This is a genomic window from Bradyrhizobium sp. HKCCYLRH3099 (assembly GCF_051167855.1).
GTDB lineage: Bacteria > Pseudomonadota > Alphaproteobacteria > Rhizobiales > Xanthobacteraceae > Bradyrhizobium.
On sequence record NZ_JBNPTW010000003.1, the window covers coordinates 133,689 to 149,143 of the forward strand.

At 65.5% G+C, this 15,455-nt stretch carries 15 protein-coding genes; 8 read left to right on the forward strand and 7 right to left on the reverse strand.

Annotation, left to right across the window (positions count from 1 at the left end; all coding sequences use genetic code 11):
• Positions 1-32 precede the first annotated feature (32 nt).
• From recF to dnaA, 4 genes are all read right to left on the reverse strand, one after another.
• Positions 33-1,169: a DNA replication/repair protein RecF gene (gene recF, locus ACQR1Y_RS08940; RefSeq protein WP_434876258.1), complete on the reverse strand. Its 1,137-nt coding sequence runs from the start codon at positions 1,167-1,169 to the stop codon at positions 33-35.
• Positions 1,170-1,232: 63 nt separating this feature from the next.
• Positions 1,233-1,520, reverse strand: a complete 288-nt coding sequence (locus ACQR1Y_RS08945) for a GIY-YIG nuclease family protein (RefSeq protein ID WP_434858120.1) — start codon at positions 1,518-1,520, stop codon at positions 1,233-1,235.
• A gap of 67 nt (positions 1,521-1,587) precedes the next feature.
• Positions 1,588-2,706, reverse strand: coding sequence for a DNA polymerase III subunit beta (gene dnaN, locus ACQR1Y_RS08950; RefSeq protein WP_434876257.1), 1,119 nt, complete (start codon positions 2,704-2,706; stop codon positions 1,588-1,590).
• A gap of 318 nt (positions 2,707-3,024) precedes the next feature.
• Positions 3,025-4,461, reverse strand: a complete 1,437-nt coding sequence (gene dnaA / locus ACQR1Y_RS08955; RefSeq protein WP_434858122.1) for a chromosomal replication initiator protein DnaA — start codon at positions 4,459-4,461, stop codon at positions 3,025-3,027.
• Between the two features lie 157 nt (positions 4,462-4,618).
• Between dnaA and ACQR1Y_RS08960 the strand changes: the two genes are divergently transcribed.
• Entirely contained in the window at positions 4,619-4,759 is a 141-nt protein-coding gene (locus tag ACQR1Y_RS08960) for a hypothetical protein (RefSeq protein WP_434876256.1), read from the forward strand.
• A 1,068-nt stretch (positions 4,760-5,827) separates the two neighbouring features.
• Here ACQR1Y_RS08960 and rpsT read toward each other — a convergent pair.
• Positions 5,828-6,097, reverse strand: a complete 270-nt coding sequence (rpsT, locus tag ACQR1Y_RS08965; RefSeq protein WP_434858297.1) for a 30S ribosomal protein S20 — start codon at positions 6,095-6,097, stop codon at positions 5,828-5,830.
• 363 nt (positions 6,098-6,460) lie between these two features.
• Between rpsT and ACQR1Y_RS08970 the strand changes: the two genes are divergently transcribed.
• The 3 genes from ACQR1Y_RS08970 (at position 6,461) to ACQR1Y_RS08980 (ending at position 8,453) form a co-directional block, all read left to right on the forward strand.
• Positions 6,461-6,778, forward strand: a complete 318-nt coding sequence (locus tag ACQR1Y_RS08970) for a hypothetical protein (RefSeq protein WP_434858123.1) — start codon at positions 6,461-6,463, stop codon at positions 6,776-6,778.
• Positions 6,779-6,900: 122 nt separating this feature from the next.
• A complete protein-coding gene (gene msrA / locus ACQR1Y_RS08975) occupies positions 6,901-7,557 on the forward strand; it encodes a peptide-methionine (S)-S-oxide reductase MsrA (RefSeq protein WP_434858124.1) in 657 nt (218 codons plus the stop codon).
• A 179-nt stretch (positions 7,558-7,736) separates the two neighbouring features.
• Positions 7,737-8,453, forward strand: a complete 717-nt coding sequence (locus tag ACQR1Y_RS08980; protein WP_434858125.1) for a polysaccharide biosynthesis/export family protein — start codon at positions 7,737-7,739, stop codon at positions 8,451-8,453.
• Positions 8,454-8,607: 154 nt separating this feature from the next.
• Here the strand turns inward: ACQR1Y_RS08980 and ACQR1Y_RS08985 are convergent, their stop codons facing one another.
• Both ACQR1Y_RS08985 and ACQR1Y_RS08990 read right to left on the reverse strand, forming a co-directional pair.
• A complete protein-coding gene (locus ACQR1Y_RS08985; protein WP_434876255.1) occupies positions 8,608-9,279 on the reverse strand; it encodes a dienelactone hydrolase family protein in 672 nt (223 codons plus the stop codon).
• Between the two features lie 54 nt (positions 9,280-9,333).
• Entirely contained in the window at positions 9,334-9,639 is a 306-nt protein-coding gene (locus ACQR1Y_RS08990) for a hypothetical protein (RefSeq protein ID WP_434876340.1), read from the reverse strand.
• Between the two features lie 321 nt (positions 9,640-9,960).
• Here ACQR1Y_RS08990 and ACQR1Y_RS08995 point away from each other — a divergent pair, with 321 nt between their 5' ends.
• The 4 genes from ACQR1Y_RS08995 to ACQR1Y_RS09010 all read left to right on the forward strand — a co-directional run bounded on the left by ACQR1Y_RS08995 (position 9,961) and on the right by ACQR1Y_RS09010 (position 15,445).
• Positions 9,961-10,449, forward strand: a complete 489-nt coding sequence (locus tag ACQR1Y_RS08995) for a (2Fe-2S)-binding protein (protein ID WP_006610320.1) — start codon at positions 9,961-9,963, stop codon at positions 10,447-10,449.
• Positions 10,446-12,740: a molybdopterin cofactor-binding domain-containing protein gene (locus ACQR1Y_RS09000; protein WP_434876254.1), complete on the forward strand. Its 2,295-nt coding sequence runs from the start codon at positions 10,446-10,448 to the stop codon at positions 12,738-12,740. Before ACQR1Y_RS08995 ends, ACQR1Y_RS09000 begins: the two co-directional genes overlap by 4 nt.
• Before the next feature lie 210 nt (positions 12,741-12,950).
• Positions 12,951-14,060 carry an HD-GYP domain-containing protein gene (locus ACQR1Y_RS09005; RefSeq protein WP_434858129.1) on the forward strand — a complete coding sequence of 370 codons (1,110 nt, stop codon included), beginning with the start codon at positions 12,951-12,953 and terminating at the stop codon, positions 14,058-14,060.
• Between the two features lie 83 nt (positions 14,061-14,143).
• Positions 14,144-15,445: a cytochrome P450 gene (locus tag ACQR1Y_RS09010; RefSeq protein ID WP_434876253.1), complete on the forward strand. Its 1,302-nt coding sequence runs from the start codon at positions 14,144-14,146 to the stop codon at positions 15,443-15,445.
• The last annotated feature ends 10 nt before the right edge of the window (positions 15,446-15,455 follow it).

Sequence of the window (15,455 nt, forward strand, 5' to 3'; positions counted from 1 at the left end):
CTGGGAACTGATAGGTTCAACGGCGGAAAACGTTACCGCCGTGCGCTGATCCGGCCGCCCTCGACGTCGAAGATCTCGCCGAGCTCGCGCAGTTCGGCGAAGGCCGCGGGATCGGCGCCGGTCAGCCACACCTGGGCACCGAGCGTGCCGAGCTCGGCGAACAGCGCGGTGCGGCGGCCGGGATCGAGATGGGCGACGATCTCGTCGAGCAGCAGCATCGGCACGATGCCGGTGGTCTCGGCGACCAAGGTCGCGTGCGCGAGGATCAGGCCGATCAGCAGCGCTTTCTGCTCGCCGGTCGAGGCGTCGCGCGCCGGCATGTTCTTCGGCGCGTAGATCACGTGCAGGTCGGTGAGATGCGGACCATCCAGCGTGCGGCCCGCGGCGGCATCGCGCGCGCGATTGTCGCGCAGCAGCGCGCGATAGCGGTCCTCGACGGCGAGCGCGGGCTCGGTCAGCAGCGCGTTCTCCATCCAGCCGTCGAGCGCGATCTCGGCCGAGGGAAACGCCGACGCCGCCCCGCGCTGGCGCAGCATCGCGGCGAGCTTCACCGCGGTCTGGCCGCGACTTGCCGCGACGGCCACCGCAAGCTCGGCGGTCTCGCGCTCGATCGCGTCACACCAATGGTCGTCGAAATTGCGCACCTCGAGCAGGCGGTTGCGCGAGCGCAACGAGCGTTCCAGCGCCGAGACGCGGCTGGAATGCTCGCTGTCGATCGCCAGCACCAGGCGGTCGAAGAAGCGGCGGCGGTCGGAGGCGGAGCCCATGAACAGGCCGTCCATGGCGGGCGTGAGCCACACCATGCGGATGTGATCGCCGAATGCGCTCGCCGAGCCGACCGGCTCGCGGTCGATGCGGCAACGGCGTGTGGTGTTGGCATCGCTGCGCGGTGGCTCGATGCCGGTGCCGAAGGTGGTCAGCCCCAGCGCGCCCTCGACCTCGGCCGACACGGCCCAGGAGCCGTCGCCCTGGTTGTCGGCGACATCCTCCAGCGTCGCGCGGCGCAGGCCCCGGCCCGGCGCGAAGAACGAGATCGCCTCCAGGCAATTGGTCTTGCCGGCGCCGTTGGCCCCGACCAGCGCCACCATGTCCGCCTGCACGCTGACGCTGGCCGCGCGATAGCTGCGGAAATGCGTCAGCGACAGGCGATTGATGCGGGAGGGGGTCATCAGAAGGAGTCACAAGCCCAGTTCTGTCATTGCCGGGCTTGACCCGGCAATCCATCGTCCGCGTCAGCGGACTATTTCATCATAGAGATCGCGCCAATCTGGATTGTCTTTTGCGATCAGGCCGATCTTCCATTCGCGTGACCAGTGTTTGATGTTCTTCTCGCGCTGCAATGCTCCGGCGATCATCTCATGCGCCTCGAAGTAGACCAGCCGCTTGATTCCGTAGCGCTTGGTGAAGCTCTCTGCGAGGCCTGCGCGATGCTCGTAGACTCGTCGAACGAGATCGTTGGTCACGCCGACATAGAGCGTGCCGCCGGGCTTGCTGGCGAGGATGTATACCCAGTAGGCCATGAGTTGAGATGGATGGCCGGGTCAAGCCCGGCCATGACGAGTTTCCTTCAATCTCGCGCGCCGTACCTCACACCCGCATCGGCATCAGCACGTACAGCGCGTTGCGGTTGTCACGGTCCTGGATGAGCGTCGGCGAGCCGGGATCGGCCAGCCGGAGCACGGCGACCTGGCCCTCGATCTGCGCCGCGATATCGAGCAGATAGCGCGAGTTGAAGCCGATATCGAGTGCGTCGGAGGCGTATTCGACCTCGAGCTCTTCCGTCGCGCTGCCGGAGTCCGGATTGGTGACCGACAGCACCAGCTTGCCGGGCGACAGCGCGAGCTTCACGGCGCGGCCGCGCTCGCTCGAAATGGTGGAGACGCGGTCGACGGCTGCGGCGAAATCGGCCTTGTCGACGACGAGCTCCTTGTCGTTGTTCTGCGGAATGACGCGGCCGTAGTCCGGGAAGGTGCCGTCGATCAGCTTCGAGGTCAGCACCACCTGTCCGAGGGTGAAGCGGATCTTGCCCTGCGACAGCTCGATCTTGATCTCGCTGTCATTGTCCTCGATCAGCCGCTGCACCTCGCCGACGGTCTTGCGCGGCACGATGACGCCGGGCATCTCGGCGGCGCCGGCCGGCTGCGGCAGATCGACCTGCGCAAGGCGATGGCCGTCGGTGGCCACCGCGCGCAAGGTCGGCTGCTTGGCATTGCCGCCGGCATGCAGATAGATGCCGTTCAGGTAATACCGCGTCTCCTCGGTCGAGATCGCGAACTGCGTGCGGTCGATCAGGCTCTTGATGTCCTTGGCGGGAACGCCGAAGGCATGCGTCATGTCGCCCGCGGCGAGATCCGGGAAGTCGCTCTCCGGCAGCGTCTGCAGAGTGAACTTGGAACGGCCGGCGCGGATCGCGAGCACCGCGCGCTCGCCGTCGCTCTCCAGCACGATCTGCGAGCCGTCCGGCAGCTTGCGAACGATATCGTAGAACATGTGCGCCGGCACGGTGGTGGAGCCGGCGGTGGCGGTTTCGGCGGCGAGGGTTTCGGTCACTTCGAGGTCGAGATCGGTCGCGCGCAGCGACAGCCGGGCGTTCTCCGCACGGACGAGAACATTGCCCAGAATCGGGATCGTGTTCCTCCGCTCGACCACACGATGGACGTGGCCCAGCGACTTCAGGAGCTGCGCGCGTTCGACGGTTACCTTCATTGCACTACCCGCCCGTTCCCAACTGAGCTTGTCCTGGAATGCCGGCGGGCTGGAACAGCGCCGCGGCCGATGGCACCTCGCGCCCGAACAGCGCTTTTTCAGCGTCCAGGAGCGTGAGGGGGAGGCGTAAAGTGGCGCGGATGAGGCCCAAGCGCAAGGGAAAGCCAAGGGAAAGCGGGCCGATTTCCCATGTTTCGGCAGGCGTTTCCGCGCACCGGCGAACGGACCGGAGGGCGTCAGAATGACGGGGGCAATCGCGGCCGGGGCCGGACCTTCTGTCCGCACCCCCTGGCCGCTCGGGCTGGCCGTGCGGGCGAACTAGTCCTGCAGTTGCCGCTTCAGCGACTCGACCTCGTCGTTCAGCGTCACATCCTTGCCGACCAGCGCCTCGATCTTGCGGACGGCATGCAGCACGGTGGTGTGGTCGCGACCGCCGAAGCGGCGGCCGATCTCGGGCAGGGAGCGCAGGGTCAGCGTCTTGGCCAGGTACATCGCGACCTGGCGCGGCCGCACGACATTGGCGGTGCGGCGCGACGACAAGAGGTCGGAGCGGCTGACATTGTACTGCCGCGCCACCACGCGCTGAATGTCCTCGATCTTGATCCGCTTCGGCTCCTGCGGGCGAACGAGGTCGCGCACCTCGCGCTCGGCCATGTCGAGCGTCACGGGCTGGTTGTTCAGCTTGGAATGCGCGAGCAGGCGGTTGATCGCGCCTTCGAGATCGCGGCCGTTATGGGTGATGGAACGGGCGAGATAATCGAGCACCGGCTCCGGCACGTCGAAGCTCGCATGGTGCGCACGGGCCGCCGCGACGCGCGACTTGAGAATGCCGAGCCGCAGATCCTCGCCAAGCGTCGCCATCTCGACCACGAGGCCGCCGGCGAGGCGCGACCGGACGCGGTCGTCGAGGCTTTCGAGGTCCGACGGCGGGCGGTCGGCGGCGATCACCACCTGGCGACCGGCATCGATCAGCGCGTTCAGCGTGTGGCAGAACTCGGCCTGGGTCGACTTGCCCTGCAGGAACTGCAGATCGTCGATCACCAGCACGTCGATGCCGCGCAGCGCTTCCTTGAATGCCAGCGCCGTCTGCGATTTCAGCGCCGCGACGAAGCCGTACATGAACTTCTCGGCGGTGAGATACAGCACCTTGCGCTCGCCGCCGGCATTGCCGGCCCAGGTCACGGCCTGCAGCAAATGCGTCTTGCCGAGGCCGACGCCGGCATGGATGTAGAGCGGATTGAACATCACGGGATCGCCGCGGCGGCCGTCCGCGACCTGGCGGGCGGCGGCATGGGCCAGCGTGTTGGCGCGGCCGACGACGAAGCTTGCAAACGTCAGGCGCGGATCGAGCGGCGAGCCGCCGAGCGCATCATGGCTCGTCGCCAGCGATGCGGCGGCAGCAGAGCGCGGCTCCGTCGTGGTGGCCGGCTTGGCGTCGTTGCGCTCGGGCCGGCGGGCCTCGACGGCGACGGGAGCTTCCTTGGCCGGCGTCGCGCAGCGCATCGCGGTCCGAACCGACAGGTCGATCCGGTGGACCTCGGGCATCTCCGCCTGCCATGCCGACAGCACGCGCTCGGCATAATGCGCCTGGATCCAGCTCTTCAAGAAGCGCGTCGGCACCGACAGATGAACGCTTTCGTCCTGAACGGCTTCGAGGTCCATGCGGGCAAACCAGCTCGTATAGACGTCCTCGCCGACGGTCGAGCGCAGCCGACCCTTCACGCGAGACCAGCGTTCTTGTTCCGAATTTGTCATGGCAGTCGCAACTTTTCGAATTGAGTGGTGGTGTCGTGTGATCGCCGGAGAGACGTCTCGTTGAAGACACGTCTCCCGCAGCGAGACCTCGAGCGGAGGCTCAACTCCAGACATGGCTTGCCGTTCGGCGCTGGCGCCGTCTGGCCGATCAATGCTGGTGAAGATGAAGACTCCGCGAGGTCAGCGCATACTCGGACGAGCGGGAGGACCAATGGCCGTGCTGGCGATGGCCGTGCTGGTCGTATCGATCACGTCGGTGCTGACCGCCAAGGGTGCGCTGACCGCCAAGGGTGCGTGATCCGGAACCAGCCTCTGCTGTTTACCCGCAATGTGTCCGTCAAGCATGCAACCTCCCCGCCCTGCCGTGATTGCTCACGGCAAGTTGTCATCCCAATGCCGCCGCGCCTGAACCCCAAGATCCAGCCGCTACGCCGTACATCCCGTCCAAGTTGTCCACTCGGTGAGCGAGCCGCCACAAACGCTGGTCGGGTCGAGCAGTGCCGTATCTCTCTTGTTCAAAACGGCGCAACGATGATGCTGCACCCGAGAAATTTCGACAAAGCTCGGTCGTTCCCCATATTGCTATGGGTACAGATCCGGCCATCGCTTTGGAAAGCGTCGCCAACGCGCACACCGCCGCCGATTTGCACGTCCGCCCCGTTTCCTAAACCGCGCTGGTCTGAAGATCGTGGGCGCCGCGAGTGATTAAAGAAATACACGATGCATCGAGACTCGCAATCCATAAGATCGGAGCACGCGTGACGAGTCTCGGCGGCGGTTGCGACGTGGTGTTGCGCGTTAAGAAAGCAAGGTTTTGAATCATCGCGAGGAATCTCGCATGTGACAAACAACATCGTCTGCCCAAAATTTCTTCATAATTTTTTTACGTAGCGACCGCGTGCGGTGGCTTTTCCAATCACTTCACTGCGCTATGCGCTTAAGTCATTTTCGAGCCGATGTTTTTCGCGATTACTTGAAGCGGGTAACTCCCGCCACGTCGCGTCGGCGACGCGAACCGCGCATCGTGCGCTCTTGACATCAATGCGCAATCACCCGGCGCAGATTCGCGCCTGTTGCAGGTGAGACAAAATTATCACCGCGTAGAAATACGGAACAGTACGTATGACTACGGGACGCGTCATGTGCGCGCGACATCACACTTGTTCCACCACGCGCGAAGATCGCATCCGCACTGCGATGTCGCCATCAAATAGAACGCGCGCGACCATGAGATGGACGCGCGCGTGAGGACGGCGGGCAATAGCAAGTGCGCAAAAGGAAGCGGGAACAAGGAAGCGCGAAAAAGAAAAGCCCGGCATGCGCCGGGCTGTTCGCGTCTTGATAGTTCGTCAGCCGATCGAGCGCGTCACTTCGCGGCGAGCTTGGCGATCTGGTGCGCGAGGCGCGACACTTTGCGGCTGGCGTTGTTCTTGTGAATGATGTTGCGCTGCGCGGCACGCATCAGCTGCGGCTCGGCATTGACCATCGCCTGCAGCGCCGCGTCGCGGTCGCCCTTCTTGATCGCGTCCTCGACGGAGCGCACGGCGTTGCGCATCTGGGTACGGCGCGACTTGTTGATGATGGTGCGGCGGGCAATCTTGCGCGTCGCTTTCTTCGCAGAGGTCGTGTTGGCCATGCTCTCAAATATCCTTCGGCGGCGAGCGGTCGCCGCAATCAGCGGGTACGCGCGCGGCCCGCTCGTTTGCGGCCCGATCGACGCGATGGGTTGTTCGGACGCCTCTCTGAGAATGCCATGACCGGAGCGGGTGGGCTCGGCGGATCGGCGCTGCTCAAAGAACAGCGGCGGCGGGATTGCGCCCACCGCCAGTGGCGGACCTTATAGGCGCAGCCTCACCCACCGTCAACGGTCTCGGAAGTCGCATCTGGCGCCGGAATCCGCCAAAAGCCGGTTCTAAACCCCTGACGAGGTTGAATTTCTATGGAGCCCCCGCTATGGCCTTGCTGCCCGCAAGGGCATCGGAGAGAGGGCAGGTGAGGCATGATCCGCGGTTTTTTCCGTCTGGTGGGGCTGTTGCTGCTGGCCGGAAGCTTCATCTTCCTGGTCTATGACGGCGCGCGCTGGGTGGCCGACCAGACCCTGCAGTTCACCCGTTTCGGCCAGCTCTGGAACGACGTCCATCAGGCCAGCCAGGCCGCCTTCAAGGCCCAGGTCGAGGCCAAGGCGCCGTTCCTGTGGGACTGGATCGTGAAGGGGTTCCTGGACCAGCCGGTGTTCGCCGTGCTGGGCCTGCTCGGGATCCTCCTGATGCTGCTGTTCCGGCCGCGCAAGCCGCTGATCGGCTATGGCCGCGACTGACTGCCGGAAAGCGGCGTAACACCGCTGGGGTTGGCAGCGTAGAGACCTATATAATCCACCAGTGAAGGTCATCGCGCCGCGGGGCTCTCCCCCGCGGGCGAATGCCATGCCCGGAGACACCCATGTTCTTCATGCGCAAACCCGCCGCCATGCCGAGCGCCGCCGAGGCGCTGCCCGGCCGCGCCCAGCCGATCCCGACCGCGAGCACCCATTTCGTCAACGGCCGCCGCCTGCTGCCGCCCTATCCCGCCGGCCTCGAGCAGGCGCTGTTCGGACTCGGCTGCTTCTGGGGCGCCGAGCGCAAGTTCTGGCAGCTCGGCGACGGCATCCATGTCACCGCGGTCGGCTATGCCGGCGGCCACACGCCGAACCCGACCTATGAAGAGGTGTGCTCGGGACTGACTGCGCATACCGAGGTCGTGCTGGTCGTGTTCGATCCCAAGGTCGTCTCCTATGAGCGGCTGTTGAAGACGTTCTGGGAGAACCATGATCCGACCCAGGGCATGCGCCAGGGCAATGACGTCGGCACACAATATCGCTCGGCGATCTACACGTTCAGCGATGCGCAGCGTGAGGCTGCCGAGGCCTCGAAGGACGCTTACGAGAAGGCGCTGCGGGCCAAGGGTCTCGGCGCGATCACCACCGAGATCGCGCCGGCCGGCCCGTTCTATTTCGCCGAGGATTATCACCAGCAATACCTGGCCAAGAATCCGGCTGGCTATTGCGGTCTCGGCGGCACCGGCGTGGCGTGCCCGATCGGGGTCGGCGTCAGCGCCTGATCGCGCAGCGCTGCGGTCCAAGCATCGATCCCTCCGCCGCACCGCGGCGGAGGGATTTTCTTTTTTGCAGCCGATTTGCAACAGACCTCGCTTGCGCCCGGCGCCGGCCACACGCGCCAACGGTTTGTTAACCTTAACCGCGCATGACTAGGGCACATCCTCATTCAAGGATTGTTCGAGTGCGCGCGTTGTTTCTTCCGGTCATTGCCGTCTTGTCCACGATGCTGCTGTCGGGCTGCATGCACACGGCCTCCCCCGTTGCTGTCGGCCAGCCGCAGAGTGATCTCGACGCCATGGCCTATGGGACACCTTCGACCGGCCCGGTTGCCGCCACCGGGCAGGGCGGAGCGATCCCCGCGCTGCGCAACGCGTTCGCCGCCGCGCCCGGTCCGGGCGCTTATGTCATGCCAGCCGGCTATGCGCCCGGGCGGCGTGATGCCGCCTACCATCTCGACGCCGGCGACAAGCTGCGCGTCGTTGTCTACGGCCAGGAGGGCCTGACCAACACCTACGCCATCGATGCGTCCGGATCGATCACGATGCCGCTGATCGGCAGCGTGCCCGCGCGTGGCCGCACCACCGCCGGCCTCGCCGCCGAGATCACCGCCAAGCTGCGCAATGGCTATATCCGCGAGCCTTCGGTGGCCGTCGAGATCGAGGCCTATCGCCCGTTCTTCATTCTCGGCGAGGTGCAGGCGCCCGGCCAATATCCCTACGTGCCCAACATGACGGTGGAGAGCGCCATCGCGATCGCCGGCGGCTTCTCGCCGCGCGCCCGGCGCGACATCGTCACCTTGACGCATACGGACCCCTCGGGCGCCATGCGTTACGAGGTGCCGCTCGGCACGTCGCTGAAGCCCGGCGATACGATTCAGGTCGGCGAGCGCTGGTTCTGAGCTGAGCGGGCGCCGTCTGCGCCGGACGCTTTCGCGAGGAGTGGTGCAAGATTCCATCCACCGTCATTGCGAGCGAAGCGAAGCAATCCAGGGGCGTCATGCGCGGCCCTGGATTGCTTCGTCGCTTCGCTCCTCGCAATGACGGTGGTGTCGTTCAGCGCAAATGCGCCGCGAAGAACGCGAGGCTGCGCGTCCAGGCGAGATCCGAGCTCGCCTTGTCATAGCTGGAACGCTCGTCGCAGCCGAAGCCGTGCTGGGCGCCGGGATAGACGAAGATCTCGACATCCGGCCGCTTGGCCTTGATGGTCTCGACATCGGTCAGCGGAATCCCTGAGTCCTTCTCGCCGAAATGCAGCTGCGTCGGCACGGTCGGCTTGTCGTCGGCGAAGCGAACGACGGCGCCGCCGTAATAGCCGACAGCGGCTTTCAGTCCGGTGAGCTTGGTCGCGGCCGCATAGGCGATGCTGCCGCCGAGACAGAAGCCGATGATGCCGACCGGCCCTGCGCTCTTCACCGCATCGATCGCCGCCTGGGTGTCGCGCAGGAACGCCTGCCAATCCGGATTGGCGACGAACTTGCGCGCCACGGCGATCTCGTCCGGCGAATAGCCCGAGGTGAAGTTCGGCTCGACGCGATCGAAGATCGCCGGCGCAATCGCCACGTAACCTTCCGCGGCCAGACGGTCGCAGACGTTGCGGATGTGGTGATTGACGCCAAAGATCTCCTGGATCACCACCAGCGCGCCCTTGACCGCGCCGCTCGGGTCGGCGCGATAGGCGCCGAGCTGGAAGCCGTCCGATGCGGTGAGCTTGATGTCCTGTCCCACGTTCACTCCTTATAAGTATCGATACATCCCGGTCGGTGAGCGATCGCGAGACGCCTATCGCCACATCCAATTGGTGCCGTAGTCCTCTTTCCAGCCGGTGAGCCGTCCGTTGCGGAACTTGAGGAACAGGCGGTGATGGTGCGGGACCAATCCGCTGCCGCCGAGATTGCGCAAGGCGAGAAAGGTCTCGTTGCCCGGCGAGCCGTTGAGATAGATCAGCGGCTGCTCGAGCACGCGCGATGTCTCCCCGACATCCATGCCGAAGGCAAGCGGTGAGACGTTGGATAACGTCGCTGTGAAAGGCGCGCGGGCCGAGAGCGGCGAGGAATGCCCGGCTTCGGCTTGCGCCGGGATCAGCATTGCGGCGATCGGCAGGGCGGACGCGAGCATCGCGGCGGCAGCGTGCCGATTGGCGTAAGCCTGTAATCTCATGAGCTGACGTCTCCTCGCGTGCCGTCGACTGCCGCCTTCTTAGCCGATGCGGCGCTGCAATCCCACAGCTTCTGCGCCGCACAACGAGAATTGCCGGTTCTTTCGCAAGCGCTGTTCCAAATTTCGTTGCGTCGTTCCGGCAACGCGATCATTCTTTCGGCTGGCTGGCATCGATCCGGTGGGTGCTGGCGTCGCATAAACCGAACTTCGCCGTAAGCGAAGTCGCACGCCGGGCGGGGAAGAAACCAAATGCCTAATCTCACCATCAACGGGCGGACCATGTCCGTCGACGCGGCGAACGATACGCCGCTGCTATGGGTCATCCGCGAGCAGTTGCAGATGACCGGCACCAAGTTCGGCTGCGGCGCAGGGCTGTGCGGGGCCTGCACCGTGCATGTCAATGGCGAGGCCGTGCGCTCGTGCCAGACCATGGTCGGCGACGTCAAGGACAAGAAGATCACCACCATCGAGGGCCTGTCGCAGAAGGGCGATCATCCGCTGCAGAAGGCATGGATCGCCGAGCAGGTGCCGCAATGCGGCTACTGCCAGTCCGGCCAGATCATGCAGGCGGCCTCGCTGCTCGCGAAGACCACGAGCCCGACCAAGGAGGAGATCACGGCGCATATGGATGGCAATCTCTGCCGCTGCATGACCTATTCGCGAATCCAGAAGGCGATCCAGCGCGCGGCATCGGAGATGCGCACCGCGTCGAACACCAGCGACCGGAGGGCGACATGAACCAGCACGTGAAAGCAGCGCCCGCCATGACCCCGAATATGGCCACAGATCTCAGCCGCCGTTCCTTCCTGGTCGGCACCGCCGCCACCGGCCTCGTGCTCGGCTATGCCGGTCTCGCCGATTCCGCGCTCGCGGCGACGACGCCCTCGGCCTTCGAGCCCAGCGTCTGGTACTCCATCGCGCCCGATGGCCTGGTCACCGTGACCTGCGGCAAGGCCGACATGGGCCAGCACATCGCCTCCACCATGGCGCAGATCGTCTGCGAGGAGCTCGGCGCCGCCTGGAAGGACATGCGCGTCCAGCTCGCCTCCAACGATCCGAAGTTCAACGATCCCGTGCTCGGCGCCCAGATCACCGGCGGCAGCTGGAGCACGATGATGAACTTCGATGCGATGAGCCGCGCCGGCGCCGCCGGGCGCATCGCGCTGACTGAGGCTGCCGCCACAGCGATGGGCGTGCCGGCCAAGGAGCTCACGGTGCGCGACGGCGTCGTGATGCATCCGAAGTCGAAGAAGCAGATGAGCTATGCCGAGATCGTCAAGAGCGGCAAGATCACCAAGAGCTTCACGCCGGACGAGCTGAAGGCGATCACGCTGAAGACGCCGGATCAGTACACCATGATCGGCGTCTCCGTGCCGCAGCTCGACATCCCCTCCAAGACCAACGGCACGGCGAAGTACGGCATCGATACGATGCTGCCGGGCATGGTCTACGGCAAGGTGGTGACGCCGCCGGTGCGCTTCGGCGCCACGGTGAAGTCGGTCGACGATAGCGAGGCCAAGAAGGTCCCCGGCTTCATCAAGGCGGTGACGCTCGACGACAAGACCGGCTCGACCTCGGGCTGGGTGGTGGCCGTGGCCAACACCTACGCCAATGCCAGGAAGGCGGCGGACGCGCTCAAGATCAGCTACGACAAGGGTCCGTACGCGAATGTCAGCACTGACCAGATCATCACCGAGGCGATGCGGCTGCAGGCGCAGGAGGACTCCGGCCAGTTCTTCGTCAAGGACGGCGATGCCAATGCGGCGCTCGCCGGCGCGGTGAAGGTGCTGGAGGCGGAGTACACCACCAGCATCAACATCCACGCGCCGCTGGAGCCGATGAACGCGACCGCCGAGTTCAAGGGCGACATCCTGCACATCTATTCCGGCAATCAGTTCGCGACGCGTTCCGGCGCGATCGCGGCCGGAGCCGCCGGGATCGATCCCAAATATGTCGTGATGCACCAGGCCTGGCTCGGCGGTGGCTTCGGCCGCAGGCTCGATGCCGACATGATGGTGCCGGCGGTGCAGGCGGCCAAGGCCGTGGGCAAGCCGGTCAAGGTGATCTACTCCCGCGAGAACGACATGACGATGGACTACTCGCGGCCGCTCACCTACCAGAAAGTGAAGGCGGGGATCGACGCCAGCGGCAAGCTGATTGCGCTGAGCCATGACGTCGTCTCGGCGTGGCCGACGGCGCGCTGGGGCATCCCGGACTTCCTGACGCCCTCGGTCGACAAGAAGGGCCCGCTCGACTCGTTCACGGTCAACGGCGCCGACTTCTTCTACACCGTGCCCAACCATCATGTGCGCGCGATCAAGAACGAGCTCGCGCACAATGCGACGCCGTCCGGGCAGCTCCGCTCGGTGGCGCCGGGTTGGACGTTCTGGGCGGTCGAGAGCATGATCGACGAGATCGCGGTGGCCTCAGGGCAAGACCCGGCGCAGTTCCGCATCGCGCTGCTCGACGGCAAGGGCAAAAACGACGGCGGCGCGCAGCGGCTGCGCAACACGCTGCTCGCGGCGATGGGCCTGTCCGGCTACGGCGCCAAGAAGCTGCCGAAGGGCGAGGGCATGGGCGTCGCCTGCGTGTCGTCGCAGGAGCGGGCGACCGCGAGCTGGACGGCGTGCGTCGCCCATGTCGCGGTGGCTGAGAGCGGCGAGGTCACGGTGAAGAAGCTCACCGTGGCGACGGATGTCGGTACGCAGGTGCATCCCGACAACATCCGCGCCCAGGTCGAGGGTGCGGCGCTGTGGGGCCTGTCGCTGGCGATGTACGAGAAGGCGACCTTGAAGGATGGCGGCATCGAGCAGACCAACTTCGACAGCTACACGCCGCTGCGCATGAGCCAGGTGCCGGAGGTCGCAATCGCCGTCATCGCCAATGGCGAGAAGGCGACCGGCGTCGGCGAGCCCGCGGTGACCGTGGTCGCGCCGGCGCTCGGCAACGCCATCTACAACGCCTGCGGCGCACGGCTGCGCGCGCTGCCTATGACCGCAGCGGCGGTGAAGGCGGCGATGAAGGCGTAGCCGTACCGCCGGGCCCACAACGACAGGAAACCGCCGGAGATGCTCTCCGGCGGTTTTCATTTGGTCGGTATCGTGCCCGGGGAACATCCAATTTGAACGATTGCCTCAACCCTTTGCTCACCCGAACGCAGACAGCTTGAGCGATCCGATTAAGCCGCGTCGAACCCGTATCCCGGTAACCTGCTTCGGCAGCAAACCGTAGGGGCACGTATGAGCGCGACAGCCAAGCAGACCGCGACCCAGACCGCGACCAGGCGCCATCTCCTGCTCGCGTCCGATCGCGGTGATCAGAGCAGCGAGCTCGCGCGCATCCTGCGCTCGGTCGGTGACGTCGACCTGATGCCGACCACCGAGATCCCGGAAAATCCAGGCAACCGCTTCTCGGGCGTCATCGTCGACATCAATCTGCGTTCGCCCGAAAGCGTGCAGCGTGTGCGCAAGAAGCTGTCGTCGCGGGCCTATAGCGAGGTTCCGCGGCTGTTCGTGCTGGCCGAGGCGCTGCACCACGCCACCATGCAGGCCTGGGCGCTCGGCGCCACCGACACCATCGCGCGCCCGTTCAGCCCCGCCGACGTGCTGCAGCGGGTCCGCTCGGCGCTGCCGGCGGATGACGGCTATGACGAGACCGATCGCGGCAAGCTGCTGAACCGCGGCGTCGAGGCGGCGCAGGCCGTGATGGCCAAGATCTTCGAAAAGCTGCCGGCCGGCGTGGCGCTGACCATGGCGGACATCGTCGCCGCCGAGAACAAGATCCTCAAGGCGATCAAACATTCGTCGTTGCGCGAATGGATGACCGTGGTCGGCTGCCACCACAACGATACATATCGGCATTGCCTGTTCGTCACCGGCTTTGCCGTCGGCTTCTCGATCCATCTCGGGATGCGCGAGGACGACCAGCGCCGGCTGGTCCGGGCGGCGCTGCTGCACGACGTTGGCAAGGCCTTCATTCCGGTCGCCATCCTCGACAAGCAGGGCAAGCTCACGGCCGAGGAGATCGGCATCCTGCGCCAGCATCCGCGCCTGGGCTATGAGGCGCTGTGGCGCCAGGGCGGCTTTCCGTCGGAGATGCTGGACGTGATCCTGCATCACCACGAATTCCTGGACGGCTCCGGCTACCCCGATGCGCTGCATAACGAGCAGATCAGCGACATCGTGCGTCTCATCACCATCGTCGACATCTATGCCGCGCTGATCGAGAACCGGGCCTATCGGCCGGCCTTCACCCATGCGCGCGCATTCCAGATCATGGAGAACATGGGGCCCAAGCTCGATCAGCAATTGCTGCAGGCGTTTCGCCCCGTGGCCATGGGCGCGCACTGACCGGGTAGCCGCTGGACGCAAGTGTGCCGTAATCGCGGTCAACTAGTCTTCCCGCCAATCAATGAGATCGCGGGAGGACTGGCATGGGCGCAGCGGCACTGGCCGACGAGGTCATTCCCGACCACATCGCGGCGACCCTGGTCGACCCGGCCTGCTATGCCGACCACCGCATCCATGAGTCCTACCGCTGGCTGCGCGCCAACAACCCGCTCGGCCGCGCCGAGCTCGATGCGTTCGATCCGTTCTGGGTGGTGACCCGGCACGCCGACATCCTCACCATCAGCCGCCAGAACGATCTGTTCCACAACGCCGACCGCGCCACCACCCTGACCAACAAGGGCGTGCTGGAGCGCGTGCACAAGATCACCGGCCAGCCCAATCTCGTTCGCTCGCTGGTGCAGATGGATGCGCCGGATCATCCGAAATATCGCGCATTGACGCAGGGCTGGTTCATGCCCGCCAACATTGCCAAATTCGAACCGCGGATTCGCGAGATCGCGCGCGCCACCGTCGGTCGCATGGCGGCCAGGGCCGCGGCCCATGGCGGCGTCTGCGATTTCGTCGCCGATGTCGCACTCGGCTATCCCCTGCACGTCATCATGGAGATCCTTGGCGTGCCGGAAGAGGACGAGCCGCGCATGCTCAAGCTGACGCAGGAGCTGTTCGGTCCGCAGGACCCGGACACGGCGCGGGTGCGCGAGGCGCTCTCGGCCGAGGTGTTCGCCGCGATGCTGCAGGCGGTCGTGGCCGATTTCGCGGCCTATTTCGAGCGCATCACTGCGGATCGCCGTGCGCATCCGCGCGACGATCTCGCCACTGTCATCGCCAACGCCAGGATCAACGGCGAGGACATGCCACTGCATGACCGCACCAGCTACTACATGATCGTCGCCACCGCCGGTCACGACACGACGTCGTCATCGACGGCCGGCGCGATCTGGGCGTTGGCGGAAGACCCGGAGCAGTTCGCGCGCGTGAAGGCCGATCCTGCGCTGATCCCCGGTCTCGTCGACGAGGCGATCCGCTGGATGACGCCGGTCAAGCATTTCATGCGCAGCGCCACCGCCGACACCGAGCTCGGCGGCCGCAGGATCGCGAAGGGCGACTGGCTGATGCTGTGCTACGCCTCGGGCAACCGCGACGAGGCGGTGTTCGCGCAGCCCGACAGCTTCCGCTGCGATCGCAAGCCGAACCGGCATGTCGCGTTCGGCTATGGCGCGCATCTCTGCCTCGGACAGCATCTCGCCAAGCTCGAGATGCGCATCCTGTTCGAGGAGCTGCTGCCGCGGCTGACGTCGCTGTCGCTCGCCGGACCGGTGAAGATGACGCAGGCGACCTTCGTGAACGGACCGAAGACGCTGCCGATCCGGGTCACGATGGACTGAGCCGCAGCGG

Coding starts and splice junctions, on each gene's coding strand:
- ACQR1Y_RS08945 (WP_434858120.1), bottom strand. CDS start 1,520: ATGGCCTACTGGGTATACATCCTCGCCAGCAAGCCCGGCGGCACGCTC.
- dnaA (WP_434858122.1), bottom strand. CDS start 4,461: ATGACAAATTCGGAACAAGAACGCTGGTCTCGCGTGAAGGGTCGGCTG.
- ACQR1Y_RS09010 (WP_434876253.1), top strand. CDS start 14,144: ATGGGCGCAGCGGCACTGGCCGACGAGGTCATTCCCGACCACATCGCG.
- rpsT (WP_434858297.1), bottom strand. CDS start 6,097: ATGGCCAACACGACCTCTGCGAAGAAAGCGACGCGCAAGATTGCCCGC.
- ACQR1Y_RS08995 (WP_006610320.1), top strand. CDS start 9,961: ATGCCTAATCTCACCATCAACGGGCGGACCATGTCCGTCGACGCGGCG.
- dnaN (WP_434876257.1), bottom strand. CDS start 2,706: ATGAAGGTAACCGTCGAACGCGCGCAGCTCCTGAAGTCGCTGGGCCAC.
- msrA (WP_434858124.1), top strand. CDS start 6,901: ATGTTCTTCATGCGCAAACCCGCCGCCATGCCGAGCGCCGCCGAGGCG.
- ACQR1Y_RS09000 (WP_434876254.1), top strand. CDS start 10,446: ATGAACCAGCACGTGAAAGCAGCGCCCGCCATGACCCCGAATATGGCC.
- ACQR1Y_RS08990 (WP_434876340.1), bottom strand. CDS start 9,639: ATGCTGATCCCGGCGCAAGCCGAAGCCGGGCATTCCTCGCCGCTCTCG.
- ACQR1Y_RS08970 (WP_434858123.1), top strand. CDS start 6,461: ATGATCCGCGGTTTTTTCCGTCTGGTGGGGCTGTTGCTGCTGGCCGGA.
- recF (WP_434876258.1), bottom strand. CDS start 1,169: ATGACCCCCTCCCGCATCAATCGCCTGTCGCTGACGCATTTCCGCAGC.
- ACQR1Y_RS09005 (WP_434858129.1), top strand. CDS start 12,951: ATGAGCGCGACAGCCAAGCAGACCGCGACCCAGACCGCGACCAGGCGC.